The organism is Glaesserella sp., assembly GCF_041817755.1.
Taxonomy (GTDB): Bacteria; Pseudomonadota; Gammaproteobacteria; order Enterobacterales; family Pasteurellaceae; genus Glaesserella.
In genome coordinates, this window is record NZ_JBGYBX010000033.1 from 19766 (window position 1) to 39423 (window position 19658).

Here is a 19658-nt window from a genome sequence, read left to right on the forward strand (position 1 = left end):
TATGTTAAAAGAACCACCTATTAAACGTCGTCAATCGACCAAAATTTATGTCGGTAATGTGCCTGTGGGGGGCGATGCACCGATTGCTGTTCAATCCATGACGAATACCCGTACTACCGACGTGGAAGCGACTGTGGCACAAATCAAAGCCCTTGAGCGTGTCGGGGCGGATATTGTGCGAGTGTCCGTACCGACAATGGACGCAGCTGAAGCCTTTAAATTGATAAAACAGCAGGTGAACGTACCGCTTGTGGCGGATATTCACTTTGATTACCGTATTGCGTTGAAAGTGGCGGAATATGGCGTGGATTGCTTGCGTATCAACCCGGGCAATATCGGCAAGGAAGAGCGTATTCGTGCCGTGGTGGACTGTGCGAGAGATAAAAATATTCCGATTCGTATCGGGGTGAATGCAGGTTCTCTCGAAAAAGATATTCAAGAAAAATTCGGCGAGCCGACACCGGAAGCCTTGTTAGAGTCAGCACTTCGCCACGTTGAGATCTTAGATCGTCTTAATTTCGATCAGTTTAAAGTAAGTGTGAAAGCATCCGATGTCTTTTTAGCGGTGGAATCTTACCGCTTGTTAGCCAAAGCGATCAAACAACCGATCCATTTAGGCATTACGGAAGCGGGCGGCGCGAGAGCGGGTGCGGTAAAATCCGCAATCGGTTTAGGTTTATTACTTTCAGAAGGGATCGGTGATACGCTTCGTGTTTCATTAGCCGCAGATCCTGTTGAAGAAATCAAAGTCGGTTTCGATATTTTAAAATCGTTGCGTATTCGCTCGCGCGGTATTAACTTTATCGCTTGCCCGACCTGTTCACGCCAAGAATTCGATGTAATAGGTACGGTCAATGCCCTTGAACAACGTTTGGAAGATATTATTACGCCGATGGACGTGTCGATTATCGGCTGTGTGGTAAACGGCCCGGGCGAAGCGTTAGTGTCTGATCTTGGTGTGACAGGCTCGAATAAAATGAGCGGTTTCTATCTTGACGGCGTTCGTCAAAAAGAGCGGTTCGACAATGATCAATTGATTGATCAACTGGAGGCGAAAATTCGGGCAAAGGTTGCGCAGCAGCACCAACGTATTGCCGTTGAACAAGTTTAATGTTGTTAATACTTATTAGGAGAGCATAATGAAAGTCGCTGTTTTTAGTACCAAAAGTTATGACCGTAAATATCTTGAATCGGTGAATCAACAATACGGTTTTGAACTCCACTTTTTCGATTTCATGCTGAACGAACAAACCGCCAAAATGGCGGAAGGTTGCGAAGCGGTATGTATTTTCGTTAATGACGACGGTTGTCGAAAGGTGCTGGAGAAATTAGCGCAATATGGCGTAAAAATGGTGGCTTTGCGTTGTGCGGGGTTTAATAATGTTGATCTTGACGCGGCAAAACAGCTCGGGTTACAAGTCGTACGTGTGCCGGCTTATTCGCCGGAAGCGGTGGCGGAACATACGGTGGGATTGATGATGACGTTAAACCGCCGTATCCACCGTGCTTATCAACGTACGCGTGAAGCGAATTTTTCTCTTGAAGGTTTAATCGGATTTAATATGCACGGACGTACCGTCGGTGTGATCGGTACGGGGAAAATCGGTATTGCTACAATGCGTATTTTAAAAGGTTTCGGTATGCATATTTTGGCTTTCGATCCGTATAAAAACCCGGCGGCGGAAGAGATCGGCGCAACTTATGTGAGTTTGGACGAATTGTATGCCAAATCGGATGTAATTACCTTGCATTGCCCGGCAACCCCGGAAAATTATCATCTACTCAATAAAACGTCCTTTGCGAAAATGAAAAACGGTGTGATGATCATCAATACCAGCCGAGGCTCGTTGATCAATACGCAAGACGCTATCGAGGCATTGAAACAGCAAAAAATCGGCGCATTGGGCATGGACGTATATGAAAACGAGCGCGAACTCTTCTTTGAAGATAAATCCAACGAGGTCATTTTGGATGACGTATTCCGTCGTATTTCGTCTTGTCACAACGTATTATTGACCGGGCACCAAGCTTTCCTTACTGAAGAAGCGTTGGTGAATATTTCGGATGTAACTTTACATAACATTGATTGTTTGCGAACAAATACCGTTTGTGAGAATGCGGTAAACTAAGCGAAACACTTTCGGATGAAGCCGTTTGCGCTTATCCGACAATAATGACGGCACGGGCGAAACGCTCGCGCCGATGTTTTTATATAAAACGCCGATGAATGCGTGTATACGGACGATAGACAAGCGGTCAGTTTTAGCGAAAATTTTGCAAATATTGAAAAATAATTAGGAATAATAACGTGTCAAAAACAATTCAAGCTTTACGCGGAATGAATGATCTTTCCCCAACTGAAACACCATTATGGCAGTGGGTTGAAAGCAATATCCGCGATACTTTCGCAAGTTACGGCTATACAGAAATGCGTAGTCCGATTATGGAATCTACCGACTTATTTAAACGTGGCGTAGGTGAAGCGACAGATATTGTCGAGAAAGAGATGTTTACCTTTACCCGTAGCGAAGAAGCAGGCGAAAGTTTTACTCTTCGCCCTGAAGGTACGGCAGGTTGCGTGCGTGCGGCGATTGAACACGGTTGGATTTACAACCAAGAACAGCGTCTGTGGTATATCGGTCCAATGTTCCGCTATGAGCGTCCGCAAAAAGGTCGTTACCGTCAATTTCACCAAGCAGGCGTTGAAATTTTCGGGATCCCAAATGCTGAAGCGGATGCGGAATTGATTGTGCTAACCGCTCGTTTATGGGAAAAATTAGGTATCCGTGAACACGTGACTTTACAGCTTAACTCAATCGGTGGATTAGAAGTACGTACTCGATACCGTGAAGCCTTGGTTGCGTTCTTACAAAATCATTTAGATGTATTAAAGCAAGATCCTGACAGTGAACGCCGTTTAACGACCAACCCATTACGCATTTTGGATACCAAAAATCAAGCGTTGCAAGCGGTATTAAACGATGCACCAAAACTTCACGATTTTTTAGATGACGAATCGAAAGCACATTTTGCAAGACTTTGTGCAATTCTGGATGAAATGGGAATTGCCTACGAAGTGAATCAAAAATTAGTGCGTGGTTTGGACTACTACAATAAAACCGTATTTGAGTGGGTCACCACAGCATTAGGTGCTCAAGGTACAGTTTGTGGTGGTGGTCGTTATGACGGCTTAGTTGCACAACTCGGCGGACACGCAACGGAAGGTGTTGGTTTTGCAATGGGGCTGGAGCGTTTAGTCTTATTAGTGCAAGAAGTAAACCCGAATGTGCAATTACCAAGAGCAGTTGATATTTATGTGGTGCATTCAGGCGAAGGTACAACGGCGGTGGCATTCCGCTTGGCGGAAACCTTGCGTAATGCGTTCCCACAGCTTCGCACAATGCTACATACAAGCGGCGGGAATTTCAAAAAACAATTCAAACGAGCCGATAAATCAGGGGCAAAAATCGCTCTAGTGTTAGGTGAAAGTGAAGTGGCGGAACAGACGGTCGTAGTGAAAGACCTATTTGGCGAAGCGGAGCAGATGACTATTGCTCAAGCTGATTTAATCAATGAATTAACAATGCGTTTTGCATAAAGGAGAGAATAAATGAGTGATTATTTGAATAAAACTGAAGAACAGCAGTTTGAAGAAGCAAAAAGTTGGTTTAAACAAAACGGTACGCCAATCGTGCTGGTGGTGTTGATTGCTTCCATTGCAACTTTCGGTTGGAATTACTGGCAAAAACATCAAATTGAAGTGGCGCAGCAAACGTCGGCAAGCTATCAGAGCGTGATGGAAAGCTATTTGCAAAATGCCGATAAAAACGCACCGCTTGTTGAAAAATTTATCGCCGAAAATAAAGATTCAAGTTATGCGGTATTTGCGCAGTTGGAACAAGCCAAGCAAGCGGCGGGGAAAGGCGATTTCACAACCACCAAGACGTTGTTAACCCAAGCATTAAGTTCAACGACGGATGCAACGTTACAAAACGTGATTCAATTTCGCTTGGCTGCAGTGGAGTATGAGTTAAAGCAATTTGATGCCGCACTGGCGACAGCGGGTAAAATACAAGATAAAGCATGGGATTTGCGTAAACAGCTTTTAGTCGGTGATATTTTAGCGGCAAAAGGGGACAAAGATGCCGCAAGAAGTGCTTACGAACAAGCCAAAGCATTAGTGCCGGCAGAAGAACAAATGATGATTCAGATTCGTTTGAATAACCTATGATAAAAAAGGATTGCATTGCAATCCTTTTTTATGACTTATTAGGCTATAAATGTTATTTATATTTTACATTTTTAGCGGGTAGTGCGATAATCTTTTCAGATTCTATGTGACATTTGGAGGCGTATATGAACTATCGTGAATTACTGCAGCAACTCAAACAAGATTTGGTCAGCGGCTGGAAACCGTTTGAAGTCGTTTGGCTTTTCTTATTCATTGCCGCGCAAATCGGTGTTTATATTCATTCACCGGATTCTTTGTTGGCTATGATCTCGGGGATTGCGGGGATTATCTGTGTGGTATTTGTCAGTAAAGGGAAAATCAGTAACTATTTGTTCGGATTGATTTTTGCCTATACGTATTTTTATGTGGCGTGGGGCGCCAATTTCCTTGGTGAAATGAATACCACACTTTATGTGTATATCCCGGCACAATTCATCGGTTTCTTCCTTTGGAAGCAAAATATGCAAAAAACGGAAGGTGTAGCTGAAGCGGTTATTGCTAAATCACTGACGGCTAAAGGTTGGGCTTTTTTGATCGCATTTATCGTGATCGGCACATTATTATTCGTTCAAGCGTTAAATGCCGCAGGTGGCAGTTCAACGGGGCTTGACGGGTTAACCACAATTATCGTTGTTGCGGCGCAAACGTTAATGTTGTTACGTTACCGCGAACAATGGTTGCTTTGGATTGCGTTAAATATCTTGTCTATCGTGTTATGGGCTGAAAATCCGTCCATGTATATTATGTATTCGGCTTATTTATTAAATTCGCTTTACGGTTATTACAACTGGACGAAACTCCAAAAATCGTAAAGAAAAATCACTTATAAATCAAAGGTTGAGGGTTCTCAATCTTTGATTTTTCCGTTATTCTACCGCCAATTTTTTCACGATTGACTCAGCCCTTGCAATTATTATTACCGATTCATCAAATTGACGATGAAACCCTTGATAACTTTTATGGCGAAAACAGCCTGTTGCTGTTGGATTCGTTGCGTCATAATTTTGACGACGTTCAACAACCTTTTTTCTATATTTGGGGCGGTAAAAGCAGCGGGAAAAGCCATTTGCTTAAAGCGGTGAGTAATCATTATTTGCTGAATCAACAATCGGCGACCTATATACCGCTAGAAAAATCCCACTATTTTGCCCCAACGGTCTTGGATAACGCCGATCAACTGGATGTCGTTTGTTTGGACGATTTACAGGCGGTGGCGGGCGATGATGAGTGGGAATTGGCGATCTTTGATTTGTTTAATCAAATTCGCGAACAACAAGGCTTGTTTAGTCAAGGTAAGAAAACGTTGTTGTTGATTAGTGCCGATTGCCCGCCGTATCAGTTAGCGATCCGCTTACCTGATCTGCATTCACGCTTAACTTGGGGTGAGGTGTATCGGTTGGACGAGCCGAGTGATGAGCAAAAGCGGATCATTTTACAGCGTAATGCACACCATAAAGGGCTGGAATTATCGGATGAAGTGGCTAACTTTTTACTTAAGCGCTTAGATCGTGATCTACAGGTGTTAATGAATCAATTAGAACTGTTGGATCATGCCTCATTACGCGAGCAACGCAAATTGACGTTACCGTTTGTCAAAGAAATTTTAGGGTTATAAATGAATCAACTTACGCTGATCAACATCGCCTGCGAACGCGGCGAAACACGGCTGTTTGAAGGCTGCTCCCTGACCGTTTCAAGCGGGCAGTGGTGGCAGATCGAAGGGCATAACGGTATCGGTAAAACCAGTTTATTGCGTATTTTAGCCGGGTTGGCTGTTGCCGCCGAAGGCGAAGTGTTGTGGAATGGGGTGAAGATTCAGCAACAACGAGATCAGTATTACGAGCATCTATTTTATTTAGGTCATCACGCCGGCGTTAAACCGGAGCTAACGGCATGGGAAAATTTGCGCTTTTACCAGAAAATTCAAGGTTTACCGTTAGAGGATGAAGCGCTTTGGAATGCATTGGCAAAAGTGTCGTTAATCGGGCGGGAAGATTTGCCGTGTTCGCACCTCTCAGCAGGGCAGCAACGCCGTGTGGCATTGGCGAAATTGTGGCTAACCCGAGCAACCTTATGGATTTTAGATGAACCTTTTACGGCGATTGATAAAAAAGGGGTCGTTGAATTAATCGAGCATATTGATCGGCATTGCGAACAGGGCGGAATGGTCATTTTCACCAGCCATCAAACGGCAGAAAGCGGTAAAGTCCAAGTGTTATCGTTAGATCCATTTAAAGTATAAAAGTAGTCTTATGATTTTACTCACCATTATTCAACGAGAATTAACCATTGCCTTTCGCAGACCTGCGGAAATTTTAAACCCGCTATGGTTTTTCTTGATTATTATCACAATGTTCCCGCTTTTAATGGGGCCGAATCCCGATTTACTTGCTAAAATTGCCTCCGGTACAGCGTGGGTGGCAGCAGTGCTTTCTGCGCTGCTCTCTTTTGAGCGTTTATTTCGTGATGATTATTTAGACGGCTCGTTAGAGCAATTAATGTTACTGCCGATTGGTTTACCGCAGGTGGCGCTGGCAAAAGTGATTGCCCATTGGCTATTGACGGGGTTACCGCTTATTTTACTTTCACCGATTACCGCCGTGTTGCTTTCGCTCGAAACAGAAGTGTGGTGGGCGTTGGTGTTAACGTTGCTGTTAGGTACACCGATTTTAAGCTGCCTTGGGGCGATTGGTGTGGCGTTGACGGTTGGTTTACGTAAGGGCGGAACCTTATTGAGTTTATTAATTTTACCGCTATTCTTACCGGTATTAATTTTTGCCGCTGCGGTGTTAGAGGCTTCTACCTTGAATGTCGGCTATACGGGGCAATTGGCGATTTTAGGCGCAATGCTGGCGCTCGCATTGACCTTTTCTCCTTTTGCTATTGCAGGCGCATTGCGAGTGAGTTTGCAGTAACAAGCGGTCGGATTCAGAGAATTTTTTGCAATTATTGGAGTTTTTATGTGGAAATGGTTACACCCTTACGCAAAGTCTGAAACACAGTATCATTTGCTGGGGAAAATCCAACCTTGGCTGGGAGGGCTCAGTCTGTTGATGCTTACCGTTGCATTGATTTGGGGATTGGCTTTTGCGCCGAAAGATTATCAACAGGGCGATAGTTATCGGATTATTTTTATTCATGTGCCGGCGGCAATTTGGTCAATGGGCGTATACGGCTCAATGGCGGTAGCGGCATTAATTGCTGCCGTATGGCAAATTCGTCAGGCCCATCTTGCCATGATTTCCATGGCGCCGATTGGGGCGGTCTTTGCCTTTTTATCGCTGGTCACCGGGGCAATTTGGGGTAAACCGATGTGGGGAACGTGGTGGGTGTGGGATGCCCGTTTAACCTCCGCATTAGTGCTGTTTTTCTTATACCTTGGCGTGATGGCGCTGTATTCCGCTTTCCAAGATCACAATACGGGAGCAAAAGCGGCGGGCATTTTATCCATGGTCGGGGTGATTAATTTACCGATTATTCACTTTTCGGTAGAGTGGTGGAACACCTTGCATCAAGGTGCTACCATCACCAAATTCGATAAACCGTCCATGGCGACGGAGATGTTGATTCCGCTATTGTTAGCCATTTTCGGCTCAATGATCTTAATGATTTGGCTCAGTATTGTGCGTTATCGGAGCGCATTATTACAAGATGAACGAAAACGCCCTTGGGTGCGCGAATTGGCGCAACTTAGTCAATAGAGGTAAATAAAATGACATTTCAATTTGCATCAATCAGCGATTTTTTTGCCATGGGCGGCTATGGCTTTTATGTTTGGCTTGCTTATGCGATCACTTTCGTTTCCGTCGGATTGCTTATTTGGCAAAGTAAGCGGGAAGGCAAACAAGTTTTAGCTGGCGTGAAAAAAGAGCAAACCCGCCAGTCACAGTTAAAAAAGCAACAGTAATAGTGGCGAAACAAGCGGTCGGTTTTGGTAAAAGTTTTGTAAAAAGTGACCGCTTGTTAGAGGTAAAAATGGAGCGCTTAGGGAGACTGCGTGTCTGTTTTTTTTAACAAATTTTTATCATAAATTAAGCACATTATTGATTTTTTATTAAAATTTTATGATGTAGTTCACATTTCTAACATCTTCACCCTTCTCCATACTCCGTTTTTTGTTATATTGGTTGTGTTTCTATTCCATTGTGTGGAGGCACACTATGACAAATACTCAACCCGTGACGGATAATAAGGCTGTGAGAAACGGCATTATTTTGCTTGTCGATATTATTCTCTTTTTTGTTTTGTTAAATACGTTACCTTTTGCGCCTGAAGCCAATAAAGGCTTAGCATTACTGGCGTTTGTCGCCGTGTTATGGTTGACGGAAGCCTTGCATGTCACTATTACGGCATTGTTGGTACCGATTTTATCGATTGCCTTAGGGCTGGTTTCATCCAAAGAAGCATTATCCACTTTTGCGGATCCGACCATTTTCTTATTCTTCGGTGGTTTTGCATTGGCAACGGCATTACACATTCAAAATATTGACCGCATGATTGCCAATAAAATTATGGCATTGGCAGGCGGAAAACTGTCACTTGCCGTCGTCTATTTATTGGCGGTTACCGCATTGCTTTCCATGTGGATCAGTAATACGGCAACAGCGGCGATGATGTTGCCTTTAGCCATGGGGATCTTAAGCAAATTGGATGAAAATGCGCACCACAATACGTACGTGTTCGTTTTATTAGGAATTGCTTATAGTGCGAGTATCGGAGGCATGGGAACTTTAGTCGGTAGCCCGCCGAATGCGATCGTAGCGTCTAATTTAAATTTGACCTTTTCTGATTGGTTAGGTTACGGTTTGCCGATCATGTTAATTCTTATGCCGTTAATGTTAGGCATACTTTATGTAGTGTTTAAACCGAATTTAAGTCAACAATTTGATTTTAATTTTGAAAAAATCGAGTTCAACCGTAGCCGTGTCATTACGTTGGTTATCTTTATCGGTATTGCGCTATGCTGGATTTTCAGTAGCTATCTCAATCCATTTATCTCCGGTTTATTCGGAATTAAAAGTATCGGTAGCTTTGATAGTATCGTCGCGTTGTTTGCAGCTGTTTTATTATGTGTTACCCGTGTCGTCACTTGGGATCAAATTCAGGAGAACACCGAATGGGGCGTGTTAATGTTGTTCGGCGGCGGTCTAACCTTAAGTGCCGTATTGGGTAAAACCGGTGCGAGTAAAGTGATGGCGGACGGTATTGTTTTCATGATTGAAGGCGGACACTTCTATATTATCGGTTTGGTTGTCGCTACCTTTATCATCTTCTTAACCGAGTTTACTTCCAATACGGCAAGTGCCGCGTTATTAGTCCCGATCTTCATTTCTATAGCCGAAGCCTTGGGCGCTCCGCCGGTCGGTCTAGCGCTTATCATCGGATTAGGTGCATCTTGTGCCTTCATGTTACCGGTGGCGACACCGCCGAATGCCATTGTGTTCGGAACGGGTAAAGTCAGACAAAGCGAAATGGTCAAAGCCGGATTTTGGCTGAACATCATCTGTATCTTTGTTATCGCAACCTATGGTTATTTCTTCTGGTTATAACATTCGTAAAACAAGCGGTCAAACAGACCGCTTGTTTGTTTTTATCATGCCTTCCATTTATTTTATTTTATGAAGAAATTCTTAAAATATCGTAATAATTTGATCTACATTCGCCTAAAACAATCTGAAACTGTTATAATCGCTCCGCTTTTTATTTTTTGAACGTCAAATGAGGAACCTACTATGTCCGTAAAAAAAATGGCTGACCTTGACCTTGCAGGTAAACGTCTTTTCATTCGTGCAGATCTAAATGTACCGGTAAAAGACGGTAAAGTAACATCGGATGCCCGTATTCGTGCGACAATCCCGACCTTAAAATTAGCGCTTCAAAAAGGGGCTAAAGTGATGGTGACGTCACACTTAGGTCGCCCGACCGAAGGTGTGTTTGAAGAAGCAAACTCTTTACAACCTGTAGTGGATTACTTAAACAATGCCGATTTAGGCGTGCCGGTACGTTTAGTACGTGATTACTTAGATGGCGTAGATGTCAAAGAGAACGAAATCGTCGTACTTGAGAACGTGCGTATCAACAAAGGTGAGAAGAAAAACGATCCTGAGTTAGCGAAAAAATACGCGGCACTTTGTGATGTGTTCGTGATGGATGCATTCGGTACCGCTCACCGTGCGGAAGGTTCAACTTACGGTGTGGCGGAATATGCGCCGGTTGCTTGTGCGGGTCCACTGCTTGCAGCGGAATTAGACGCATTAGGTAAAGCGTTAAAAGAGCCGCAACGTCCAATGTTGGCAATCGTAGGCGGTTCAAAAGTGTCAACCAAATTAACGGTATTAGACAGTTTGTCAAAAATCGCTGACCAATTAATTGTCGGTGGTGGTATCGCAAATACGTTCATTGCGGCGGAAGGCAACAATGTCGGTAAATCGTTATACGAAGCGGATTTAATCCCTGAAGCCCAACGTTTATCAAAAGCAACCAACATTCCTGTGCCGGTAGACGTGCGTGTCGGTTTGGAGTTCTCTGAAACGGCAGCGGCAACACAAAAAGCAGTTAATGAAGTGGCTGCAGAAGAGTCTATTTTCGATATTGGCGATAAATCGGCTGAAGAATTAGCGGCTATTATTCGTAGTGCGAAAACTATCCTTTGGAACGGTCCGGTAGGTGTATTTGAGTTCCCTAACTTCCGTAAAGGGACCGAAGTGGTTGCTCAAGCCATCGTTGATGCAACCGCGAACGGCGCATTCTCAATCGCAGGCGGCGGTGATACCTTAGCGGCAATCGACATGTTCGGCATTGCGGATAAAATCTCTTACATCTCCACCGGTGGCGGTGCGTTCTTAGAGTTCGTCGAAGGTAAAGTATTACCGGCGGTTGAAATTTTAGAGAAACGTGCGAATAGCTAATTTTATTCACTTCCCCCTTTGAACAAGGGGGAAGATAGAAATCCCAAACTAGAAGGAAACAAAACATGGCAAAATTATTAGACATTGTAAAACCGGGCGTATTAACCGGTGATGACGTTCAAAAAGTATTTGCATATGCAAAAGCACACAACTTCGCTCTTCCGGCAGTGAACTGCGTCGGTTCGGATTCCGTCAACGCAGTATTGGAAACCGCGGCACGCGTTAAAGCACCGGTTATCGTTCAATTTTCAAACGGCGGTGCGCAATTTTATGCCGGTAAAGGTATCAAACCGACAAGCGGTACACGCCCTGACGTATTAGGCGCCATTGCCGGTGCAAAACACGTTCACCAATTGGCTAAAGAATACGGCGTGCCGGTTATTCTTCATACAGACCATGCGGCGAAAAATTTATTACCTTGGATCGACGGTTTACTTGCGGCGGGTGAAGAACACTTTAAACAAACCGGTTCACCGTTATTCTCTTCACACATGATCGACTTATCTGAAGAGCCGATTGAAGAAAATATGGAAATCTGCCGTGAATATCTTGCCCGTATGGACAAACTCGGCATGACGCTTGAAATCGAAATCGGTGTAACCGGCGGTGAAGAAGACGGCGTAGATAATTCTGACGTGGATGAATCTAAACTATATACTCAGCCGTCAGAAGTACTTTATGTCTATGACCAATTAAGTCCGATCAGCAAACGTTTCACTATCGCAGCGGCATTCGGTAACGTACACGGTGTGTACAAACCGGGTAACGTAAAATTAAAACCGTCTATTTTAGGTGCGTCGCAAGAGTTTGTGTCTAAAGAGCGCGGTTTACCGGCGAAATCATTAGACTTCGTCTTCCACGGCGGTTCAGGTTCTTCACAAGAAGAAATCCGTGAAGCGATTGGTTACGGTGCAATCAAAATGAACATCGATACCGATACGCAATGGGCGGCATGGGATGGTATTTTACAATTCTACAAAGCGAACCAAGACTATCTCCAAGGTCAATTAGGTAACCCGACCGGTCCTGACGCACCGAACAAAAAATACTACGACCCGCGCGTTTGGTTACGCAAAATGGAAGAATCCATGTCTAAACGTTTAGAGCAATCTTTCGTTGACTTAAACTGTGTCGATGTATTGTAATTCGCAAATTATCTGACGAAAAAGACCGCTTGTATAAGCGGTCTTGTTTTATATGAGATGGGGTTTAACCCACCGTGACCGCTGTGTTGATTAGGCGGAGAGAGAATCCAATCCGATTGAAATAATATTATGGCGCATCCTCTTCTTGACGTTCAGTCGCTCAGTAAACGTTTTACTGACCGCATTGATATTTTTCATAAACAGAATTTTTATGCCGTACAGGATGTTTCCTTTACGTTAAACCACCAAGAAACCCTGGCTATCATTGGGGCAAACGGTGCGGGTAAGTCAACGTTGGCGAAAATGTTGGTCGGTATTACCGAACCGACTTCCGGTAAGATTTTGTTTAAAGACCACGAATTAACCTTCGGCGACTATGCTTTTCGCGCCAAAAAAATTCGGATGATTTTTCAGGATCCGAATGATGCCTTTGATCCGAACTATAACATCGGGCAGATTTTAGATTCTCCGTTAAAACTGGCGACGCCTTTGTCGGAAGAAAAACGTAATGAACGGATTTTTCGAACGTTGAAATTGGTCGGTATGTATCCGGAACATGCGTTGATTCACATTAAAGACACCTCCAGCAGCCAGCGCCAACGGATTGCGTTAGCCCGAGCGTTGATACTCAACCCTGACATCATCATTGTGGATGATACGTTAAACTCGCTAGATTTTTCGGTAAAAAGCCAACTGATTAATTTAATGCTGAATTTGCAGGAGCGGCTAGGGCTGTCTTATATTTATATCGGGCAACATTTAGGGGTGATTAAGCATTTGGCGGATAAATTGATGGTGATGGATGAGGGTAAAGTCGTCGAATACGGCAATACCAAAGAGGTTTTATTAAATCCGCAAACCGCTTTGACTACCCGCTTAATTGAAAGCCACTTCGGTAAACGTTTGACTGAAGAGGCTTGGACAAGTTAATTCGGGACAAATATTGATTTAACAAGCCGTTACAGGCGGTCCGTTAGCGGCAAAAAAATGCAAATCGGATTCCGCAACGTAATTTTTATCAAGGAGAAAATATGGAATTACTGGATGCGATCACACAACGTAAAACCATTAAATTATTTCAGCGCGGCGTCAGTATTCCGCGTGAAACATTGAGCGAGATGTTGTCGCTGGCTCAGCTTGCACCGTCGAAGGCGAATCTTCAGCCGTGGCGTTTTGTCGTCGTGGACGAAGCGGAACAAAAAAATCAATTAACGGATATTGTCGCCTTTAACGGACCGCCTTGTGAAAGTGCCTCCGCAGTCATCATCGTGCTTGCCGATTTACAGTATGATCGCTTATTTGAGGCGATTATTGACACCTCAATTGAACAAGGTTGTTTACATCAAGGTTTTAAGCAACCCGGTTTGAATTTTATGAACCAAATGCATAGTGCGCTGAACGCACAGGAAATTCGAGAGCAGGTCTGTATCGATACCAGCCTTGCGGCAATGCAATTGATGTTAATTGCAAAAGAAAAAGGTTATGACACCCATGCCATCGGCATTTTTGATAAAAGCGCCGTCATGCAACGATTTGCGATCGATAGCGAACGTTATGTGCCGATCATGTTGATTGCCATCGGTAAAGCGGCGGTTCCGCCGATTCCGAGTGCAAGATTGGCATTGGATTACACCGTGTCGTGGAATAACGGAAACGGCTTTAAAGCATAACAACAACGAGATCAAGCGGTAAGTTCTAATAGATTTTTTGCAAAAAATTGTTAGAATTTGCCGCTTTTTTGTTATTACAGTAGGAGGAGTAATGTCTCATTCAGATATTAAACTGAAACAAAATATTTTCAGTAAAGTGATTTTCGCCAGCCGTTGGTTACAGTTACCAATCTATTTGGGACTGATTGTGGTACAAGGTATTTATGCCTATAAATTTTTGAAATCATTATGGAATTTGGTGGTGAATCTGGGGTCGATGGATGAAAACACAATCATGTTGACCGTATTAGGCTTAATTGATGTGGTGATGATTGCAAACCTGTTAATTATGGTGATCGTGGGCGGATATGAAACCTTTGTATCCCGTTTGAACGTCGATAACCATCCGGATCAACCGGAATGGTTGGATCACGTTAATGCTTCCGTGTTAAAAGTGAAATTATCGATGGCGATTATCAGCATTTCCTCGATCCATTTGTTGCAAACTTTTATCAACGCGTCTAAATTGAGTTCCGAAACAATGATGTGGCAATTGTTAATTCACCTCGGTTTTATTTTTTCAGCAATCGGTGTGGCTTATACCGATAAATTACTCAGTAACGTGCACCATGCAAAACATTAACCTATTGCAATAATTTAGGCACAATGACAAAAAATCGGTAGAATCTGACCGCTTGTATTTTTAAATAGGAACAAATTATGACCAAACATTATGACTATATCGCTATCGGTGGCGGTAGCGGCGGTATCGCTTCCATCAACCGAGCGGCAAGTTATGGCAAAAAATGTGCCATTATTGAAGCAAAACATTTGGGCGGTACTTGCGTTAACGTCGGTTGCGTACCGAAAAAAGTGATGTTCTACGGCGCACAAATCGCAGAAGCCATCAACCATTACGCACCGGATTACGGCTTTGATGTCACCGTAAACCGCTTTGATTTCGCTAAATTGGTTGAAAGTCGCCAAGCCTATATCGGACGCATTCACACCTCTTACAATAATGTGCTGGCAAAGAACAATGTGGATGTCATTCGCGGTTTTGCGAAATTCGTCAATGCTAACACTGTCGAAGTCGCCTTGGCGGACGGTGGTAGCGAGCTTGTCACGGCGGATCATATTTTGATTGCAACCGGCGGTCGTCCGACGCGTCCGGCGATTAAAGGGGCGGAATACGGTATCGATTCCGACGGTGTATTTGCCTTAAATGATGTGCCAAAACGTGTTGCAGTCGCGGGGGCGGGTTACATTGCAGTGGAACTGGCGGGCGTGCTAAACAGCTTAGGCGCAGAAACACATCTCTTTGTTCGTCAACATGCACCGTTACGTAATTTCGATCCGCTGATTGTGGAAACGTTATTAGAAGTCATGAATCAAGACGGCATTCAGCTTCATACCCATGCCATTCCAAAAGAAGTGGTGAAAAATGCGGACGGTTCGTTAACGTTAAAATTGGAAAACGGTACGGAACAAACTGTGGATTGCTTGGTTTGGGCAATCGGCCGTGAACCGGCAACGGATGTCATTAACCTTGCGGCAACCGGTGTAGCGACAAACGAGCGTGGCTTTATTAAGGTGGATAAATTCCAAAATACCAATGTAAAAGGTATTTACGCCGTTGGGGATATTATTGAAGGCGGGATTGAATTAACGCCGGTTGCGGTAGCGGCCGGGCGTCGTTTATCCGAACGCCTGTTCAATAACAAACCGAATGAACACTTGGATTACAACCTTGTCCCGACTGTTGTCTTCAGCCATCCGCCAATCGGTACGATCGGCTTAACCGAGCCGCAGGCTGTGGAGCAATACGGTACAGAAAACGTGAAAGTGTATAAATCTTCTTTCACACCGATGTACAGTGCGGTCACCCAACATCGTCAACCTTGCCGAATGAAACTGGTGTGTGTCGGTAAAGAAGAAAAAATCGTCGGTTTACACGGCATTGGTTTCGGGGTGGACGAAATGATTCAAGGCTTTGCCGTTGCGATCAGAATGGGTGCGACCAAAGCGGATTTCGATAACACTGTCGCCATTCACCCGACCGGTTCGGAAGAATTCGTGACCATGCGTTAAGCGAAAAAACGGAGCGTAAGCTCCGTTTTTGCTATTCAATCCCCGCCATTTTATGTGTTTGAATGCTTAACTGCCAACGGGGTTTGTTCGGACGCTGATTCAGTAGGCCAAGCTGGGTGATGGTGTCCAATATGTTCATTACGCCGTTTTCTTCACAGGGAGAAAGATAATAACGATCCGCGTTGATCGTATTTTCAATCTGCTCACAAAAATCCAACACATCGCCGTCCACGACGATCCGCACCTCATGGGCAAACGGAAGGTGATGTTTCAAATACTTCTTCCGGTATAAGCGTTTAGGGCTGGTGGCGATATAATCAATTTGCAACGGTACAGGTTTTAAGCCATTGGTTTCGATGGCAATAAAATAACCTTGTGCTTTCAGTTCGCTCAACAACAGCTCCAATTTCGGTTGAATAGTCGGCTCGCCGCCCGTAATGATGATATGTCGAGCGGTGAAGTTATTGACGATTTGCATAATTTCGCCAAGGGTTTTCGTTTCATAACGGTTGTAATCGGTGTCGCACCAAGGACAAGCCAGATTGCATTTGCCGAAGCGGATAAAAATACTCGGCATGCCTGTGTTGAAGCCTTCGCCTTGTAGGCTTTCAAAGATTTCAACGATTCGATATTCGGTAGTTAACATAAGAGAGTGAAAATTTGCAAAAAATAGGCTAAAACCGACCGCTTGTCTTTACAGTTTTGAGGTTTGGTTCTATCCTGAAGATCGTTCATTTCAAGTCAACACATCATAGGAGTACCGCGTATGAAAATAGCAGTAGCAGGCGATCACGCCGGATTTGCCATGAAACAAGAAATCAAAGCCTTACTTGAAAAGCAGGGGCATGACGTCGTTGATTTCGGTCCTTTCAGCGAAGCATCCTGCGATTTACCCGATTTTATTTATCCTGCTTCCCTTGCCGTGAGCAAAGGTGAAGTCGATCGTGGGATTTTTATTGACGGTGTCGGTTACGGCAGCGCCATGATCGCCAATAAAATTTACGGGGTTTACGCGGCGATTTGCCAAGATCCGTTCTGTGCGGCATTGGCTCGTTCGCATTCCAATACGAATGTGTTGTGTCTTGGCGGAAAAATTATCGGCTCCGCCATCGCCCATGAGATTGTCAATACGTGGATGACGACCGATTATTTATCGGATAATCCGCGTTACACAACCCGTGTGGATAAAGTCGTCGCCATTGCCGAAAAGCATATTCGTCAAGACGTTTAAGCTTTCCGTATTACGCCGACGTATATTCACAATAGGACGTCGGCGTTTCCCATAAGCGAATCAAACTGACGGGGAGTCCTTCGGCGGTCAATGTATCGAAAATATATTTCGCCATCTGCTCCGCCGTTGTCCGAACAGGAATACCAAGGGTTTTGGAATCCAGAGAATCAAGCAGCCGGGCAACTTTGCATTCTTTTTCACTGGTCGTGTCATAAATAAAAGCGTGATCCATTTTGTCAAGAATATGCTGTTTCACGACCGCTTTCAGATCGCTGTAATCCATCACCATACCCGATTTTGCTCCGTCGGCATGTAGCTCTCCTGAAATTTCGACTTGTAAGGTGTAGGTATGACCGTGCAAATTTTGACATTTGCCGTCGTGACCGTCCAACATATGCGCCATATCAAAGCTAAACTCTTTCGCAATTTTAAACACGGTGTTTTTCCTCTAAATATTCATTTAACCCTTTTTCGCGTAGTAGGCAGCTCGGACAAGTATGGCAGCCGCCTTCCACACCGAGATAACAGGTGTGAGTATGTGCTTGGATATAGTCAAATACCCCTAATTGATCGGCTAACGCCCACGTTTCTTTTTTAGTCAGATACATCAGCGGCGTACGGATATTAAAATTATAATCCATCGCTAAATTGAGTGTCACATTCATCGACTTGATGAATATATCCCGACAGTCGGGATACCCGCTGAAATCCGTTTCGCATACACCGGTATAGATAGTCTGAATCCCTTGGCTTTTAGCATAAATAGCGGTATAGAGTAGAAAGAGAGCATTCCGCCCGTCAACAAAAGTATTCGGCGTCGAACCCGTTTGTTCGATTGTGGCTTGATCATCCATTAAGGCATTTGACGTAATCGCCTTGATCACGGAAGTATCGATAACGGTTTGTTTTACCCCGACATCTTGAGCGATCCAGCGGGCTTTATCCAGCTCGATAGCGTGCCGTTGTCCGTATTGAAAGGTCACGACTTCGACATTCTCTTTGGCGAATTCCTGAATAGCAAGAAATAAGCAGGTGGTAGAGTCTTGTCCGCCTGAAAAAATGACGACGGCTTTTTTGTTTGCGTTCATATGTGTTCCTTAGTTTTTTTGCGTGGGAGGTTTGCGAACCACGATGAATAAACAAGCGGTACGATTTTGCAAAATGTTTACAGAATCGTACCGCTTGCAAGGAAGGCATTATAATGATTTTAACTGAATTTGCGATTTTTTTCTTTTTATTATTCACCAATATGAAATAGTTAATCAATAAAATTATTATTTATCAAATTTGTGAAGATAGTATAATGCACGCCATCAAGAGCGATGTGATGAATAACTCGCAATGTTTAACCAAGAACAAAAGGATAACGATATGAAAAAAGTCGCAAATGTTTATACTGCACCGGCAAAACATTGGGTCGGTAATGGTTTCCACGTACAATCTATGTTTACTTACAACGATACGGATAAAAATTTAGATCCGTTTTTAATGATGGACTACAACCCACCTCGTCATTTTGACGGTGGACGTAAATCGGATTTCCGTGGTGTCGGCGAGCACCCGCATCGTGGTTTTGAAACCGTTACGATTGCATATCAAGGCGAAGTAGCACATGCTGATTCTTACGGCGGTGGCGGTATTATCGGTACCGGTGATGTGCAATGGATGACCGCAGGCTCCGGTGTGATGCATGAAGAGTTTCATTCAGAACGTTTCTCTAAAGAAGGCGGAATGTTTGAGATGGTGCAACTTTGGGATAATTTACCGAAAGCACATAAAATGACGACACCGAAATATCAAGCGATTAAATCGACAGAGATTCCGGTTGTGCAATTGGATGATAATGCCGGTATTGCCCGCATCATTGCGGGAGAGTTGGCAAGTACATCCGGTGCAGCGAGTACGTTCACGCCGATTAATATGTGGGATGTCGTAATGAATGCCGGTAAAACGCACACATTTGCCGTGCCGGAAAGCCATAATCTCGTGATTTTAGTATTAGACGGTACCGTGCAAATCAATGGTGAAGAAATTGCGCGCCGTGGTGAGTTGGTCACTTTTGAAAGAGGTGGGGCGGATGTCCGAATCGAGTCAAACAACGAATCAAAATTGTTGATTCTTACCGGCGAGCCGATCAATGAGCCGATTGTCGGATACGGTCCGTTCGTCATGAATACGGAAGCGGAAATTGTCCAAGCCATGCGAGATGTGCAAAGCGGTAAGTTTGGACAAATTGCAAGATAAAAAACAAGCGGTCAGATCTTTTTGATATTTACAAATTCAAAAAGATCGCCGCTTTTTGCCGTTTAAATAGCCGTTTTGGATCAAATTTCAGCAAAAGATCCTTTTTTTTCAAAAAATTTGCAAAAATCGCTTGCGCGGAATTCTAAAATCTCTATAATG

The 19658-nt window shown here is 44.0% G+C and carries 22 protein-coding genes and 1 riboswitch; of the genes, 19 read left to right on the forward strand and 3 right to left on the reverse strand.

The genetic code is table 11. The features are described from left to right. Position 1 precedes the first annotated feature (1 nt). From ispG to gorA, 17 genes are all read left to right on the forward strand, one after another. Positions 2–1111, forward strand: a complete 1110-nt coding sequence (ispG, locus tag ACEYKX_RS04305; protein WP_373768059.1) for a flavodoxin-dependent (E)-4-hydroxy-3-methylbut-2-enyl-diphosphate synthase — start codon at positions 2–4, stop codon at positions 1109–1111. Positions 1112–1139: 28 nt separating this feature from the next. Then, positions 1140–2129, forward strand: a complete 990-nt coding sequence (locus tag ACEYKX_RS04310) for a 2-hydroxyacid dehydrogenase (RefSeq protein WP_373768058.1) — start codon at positions 1140–1142, stop codon at positions 2127–2129. A 179-nt stretch (positions 2130–2308) separates the two neighbouring features. Next, the gene (gene hisS / locus ACEYKX_RS04315; RefSeq protein WP_373768057.1) at positions 2309–3598 is read left to right on the forward strand and encodes a histidine--tRNA ligase; all 1290 of its coding nucleotides are present in this window, start codon (positions 2309–2311) and stop codon (positions 3596–3598) included. A gap of 12 nt (positions 3599–3610) precedes the next feature. Further along, complete coding sequence (locus tag ACEYKX_RS04320) at positions 3611–4231, forward strand: YfgM family protein (RefSeq protein WP_373768056.1); 621 nt, start codon at positions 3611–3613, stop codon at positions 4229–4231. 125 nt (positions 4232–4356) lie between these two features. Further along, positions 4357–5043: a nicotinamide riboside transporter PnuC gene (gene pnuC, locus ACEYKX_RS04325; protein WP_373768055.1), complete on the forward strand. Its 687-nt coding sequence runs from the start codon at positions 4357–4359 to the stop codon at positions 5041–5043. A 92-nt stretch (positions 5044–5135) separates the two neighbouring features. Further along, on the forward strand, positions 5136–5846 hold the full coding sequence (gene hda, locus ACEYKX_RS04330; RefSeq protein WP_373768054.1) for a DnaA regulatory inactivator Hda: 711 nt from the start codon (positions 5136–5138) through the stop codon (positions 5844–5846). Next, positions 5847–6473 carry a cytochrome c biogenesis heme-transporting ATPase CcmA gene (gene ccmA, locus ACEYKX_RS04335; protein ID WP_373768053.1) on the forward strand — a complete coding sequence of 209 codons (627 nt, stop codon included), beginning with the start codon at positions 5847–5849 and terminating at the stop codon, positions 6471–6473. 10 nt (positions 6474–6483) lie between these two features. Then, on the forward strand, positions 6484–7146 hold the full coding sequence (gene ccmB / locus ACEYKX_RS04340) for a heme exporter protein CcmB (protein WP_373768052.1): 663 nt from the start codon (positions 6484–6486) through the stop codon (positions 7144–7146). Positions 7147–7191: 45 nt separating this feature from the next. Beyond that, positions 7192–7932: a heme ABC transporter permease gene (locus ACEYKX_RS04345; protein ID WP_373768051.1), complete on the forward strand. Its 741-nt coding sequence runs from the start codon at positions 7192–7194 to the stop codon at positions 7930–7932. Positions 7933–7943: 11 nt separating this feature from the next. Then, positions 7944–8138, forward strand: a complete 195-nt coding sequence (ccmD, locus tag ACEYKX_RS04350) for a heme exporter protein CcmD (RefSeq protein ID WP_373768050.1) — start codon at positions 7944–7946, stop codon at positions 8136–8138. A gap of 253 nt (positions 8139–8391) precedes the next feature. Then, positions 8392–9780 carry a DASS family sodium-coupled anion symporter gene (locus ACEYKX_RS04355; protein WP_373768049.1) on the forward strand — a complete coding sequence of 463 codons (1389 nt, stop codon included), beginning with the start codon at positions 8392–8394 and terminating at the stop codon, positions 9778–9780. Positions 9781–9963: 183 nt separating this feature from the next. Further along, on the forward strand, positions 9964–11139 hold the full coding sequence (locus ACEYKX_RS04360) for a phosphoglycerate kinase (protein WP_373768048.1): 1176 nt from the start codon (positions 9964–9966) through the stop codon (positions 11137–11139). A 65-nt stretch (positions 11140–11204) separates the two neighbouring features. After that, a complete protein-coding gene (gene fbaA, locus ACEYKX_RS04365; RefSeq protein ID WP_373768047.1) occupies positions 11205–12284 on the forward strand; it encodes a class II fructose-bisphosphate aldolase in 1080 nt (359 codons plus the stop codon). A gap of 129 nt (positions 12285–12413) precedes the next feature. Continuing rightward, a complete protein-coding gene (locus ACEYKX_RS04370) occupies positions 12414–13214 on the forward strand; it encodes an ATP-binding cassette domain-containing protein (protein WP_373768046.1) in 801 nt (266 codons plus the stop codon). 101 nt (positions 13215–13315) lie between these two features. Next, positions 13316–13954: a nitroreductase family protein gene (locus ACEYKX_RS04375; protein WP_373768045.1), complete on the forward strand. Its 639-nt coding sequence runs from the start codon at positions 13316–13318 to the stop codon at positions 13952–13954. Between the two features lie 91 nt (positions 13955–14045). After that, a complete protein-coding gene (locus ACEYKX_RS04380) occupies positions 14046–14576 on the forward strand; it encodes a TIGR00645 family protein (RefSeq protein ID WP_373768044.1) in 531 nt (176 codons plus the stop codon). A gap of 77 nt (positions 14577–14653) precedes the next feature. Beyond that, a complete protein-coding gene (gorA, locus tag ACEYKX_RS04385) occupies positions 14654–16024 on the forward strand; it encodes a glutathione-disulfide reductase (protein WP_373768043.1) in 1371 nt (456 codons plus the stop codon). Between the two features lie 31 nt (positions 16025–16055). On the opposite strand, the gene ACEYKX_RS04390 is transcribed toward gorA, so the two are convergent. Next, entirely contained in the window at positions 16056–16670 is a 615-nt protein-coding gene (locus tag ACEYKX_RS04390) for a 7-carboxy-7-deazaguanine synthase QueE (RefSeq protein WP_373768042.1), read from the reverse strand. A gap of 120 nt (positions 16671–16790) precedes the next feature. On the opposite strand from ACEYKX_RS04390, the gene ACEYKX_RS04395 reads away from it, so the two are divergent. Beyond that, positions 16791–17255, forward strand: coding sequence for an RpiB/LacA/LacB family sugar-phosphate isomerase (locus tag ACEYKX_RS04395; protein WP_373768041.1), 465 nt, complete (start codon positions 16791–16793; stop codon positions 17253–17255). 10 nt (positions 17256–17265) lie between these two features. On the opposite strand, the gene queD is transcribed toward ACEYKX_RS04395, so the two are convergent. Together queD and queC are read right to left on the reverse strand one after the other, a co-directional pair. Next, positions 17266–17691: a 6-carboxytetrahydropterin synthase QueD gene (queD, locus tag ACEYKX_RS04400; protein WP_373768040.1), complete on the reverse strand. Its 426-nt coding sequence runs from the start codon at positions 17689–17691 to the stop codon at positions 17266–17268. Then, positions 17684–18343 (reverse strand): 7-cyano-7-deazaguanine synthase QueC, encoded by a 660-nt coding sequence (queC, locus tag ACEYKX_RS04405; RefSeq protein WP_373768039.1) that lies wholly within the window; start codon positions 18341–18343, stop codon positions 17684–17686. The genes queD and queC overlap by 8 nt, the downstream gene beginning before the upstream one ends. A 3-nt stretch (positions 18344–18346) precedes the next feature. Further along, a riboswitch (PreQ1 riboswitch) is annotated at positions 18347–18391 on the reverse strand. Positions 18392–18626: 235 nt separating this feature from the next. Here queC and ACEYKX_RS04410 point away from each other — a divergent pair. Continuing rightward, positions 18627–19499, forward strand: coding sequence for a pirin family protein (locus tag ACEYKX_RS04410; RefSeq protein ID WP_373780543.1), 873 nt, complete (start codon positions 18627–18629; stop codon positions 19497–19499). Positions 19500–19658: the final 159 nt, after the last annotated feature.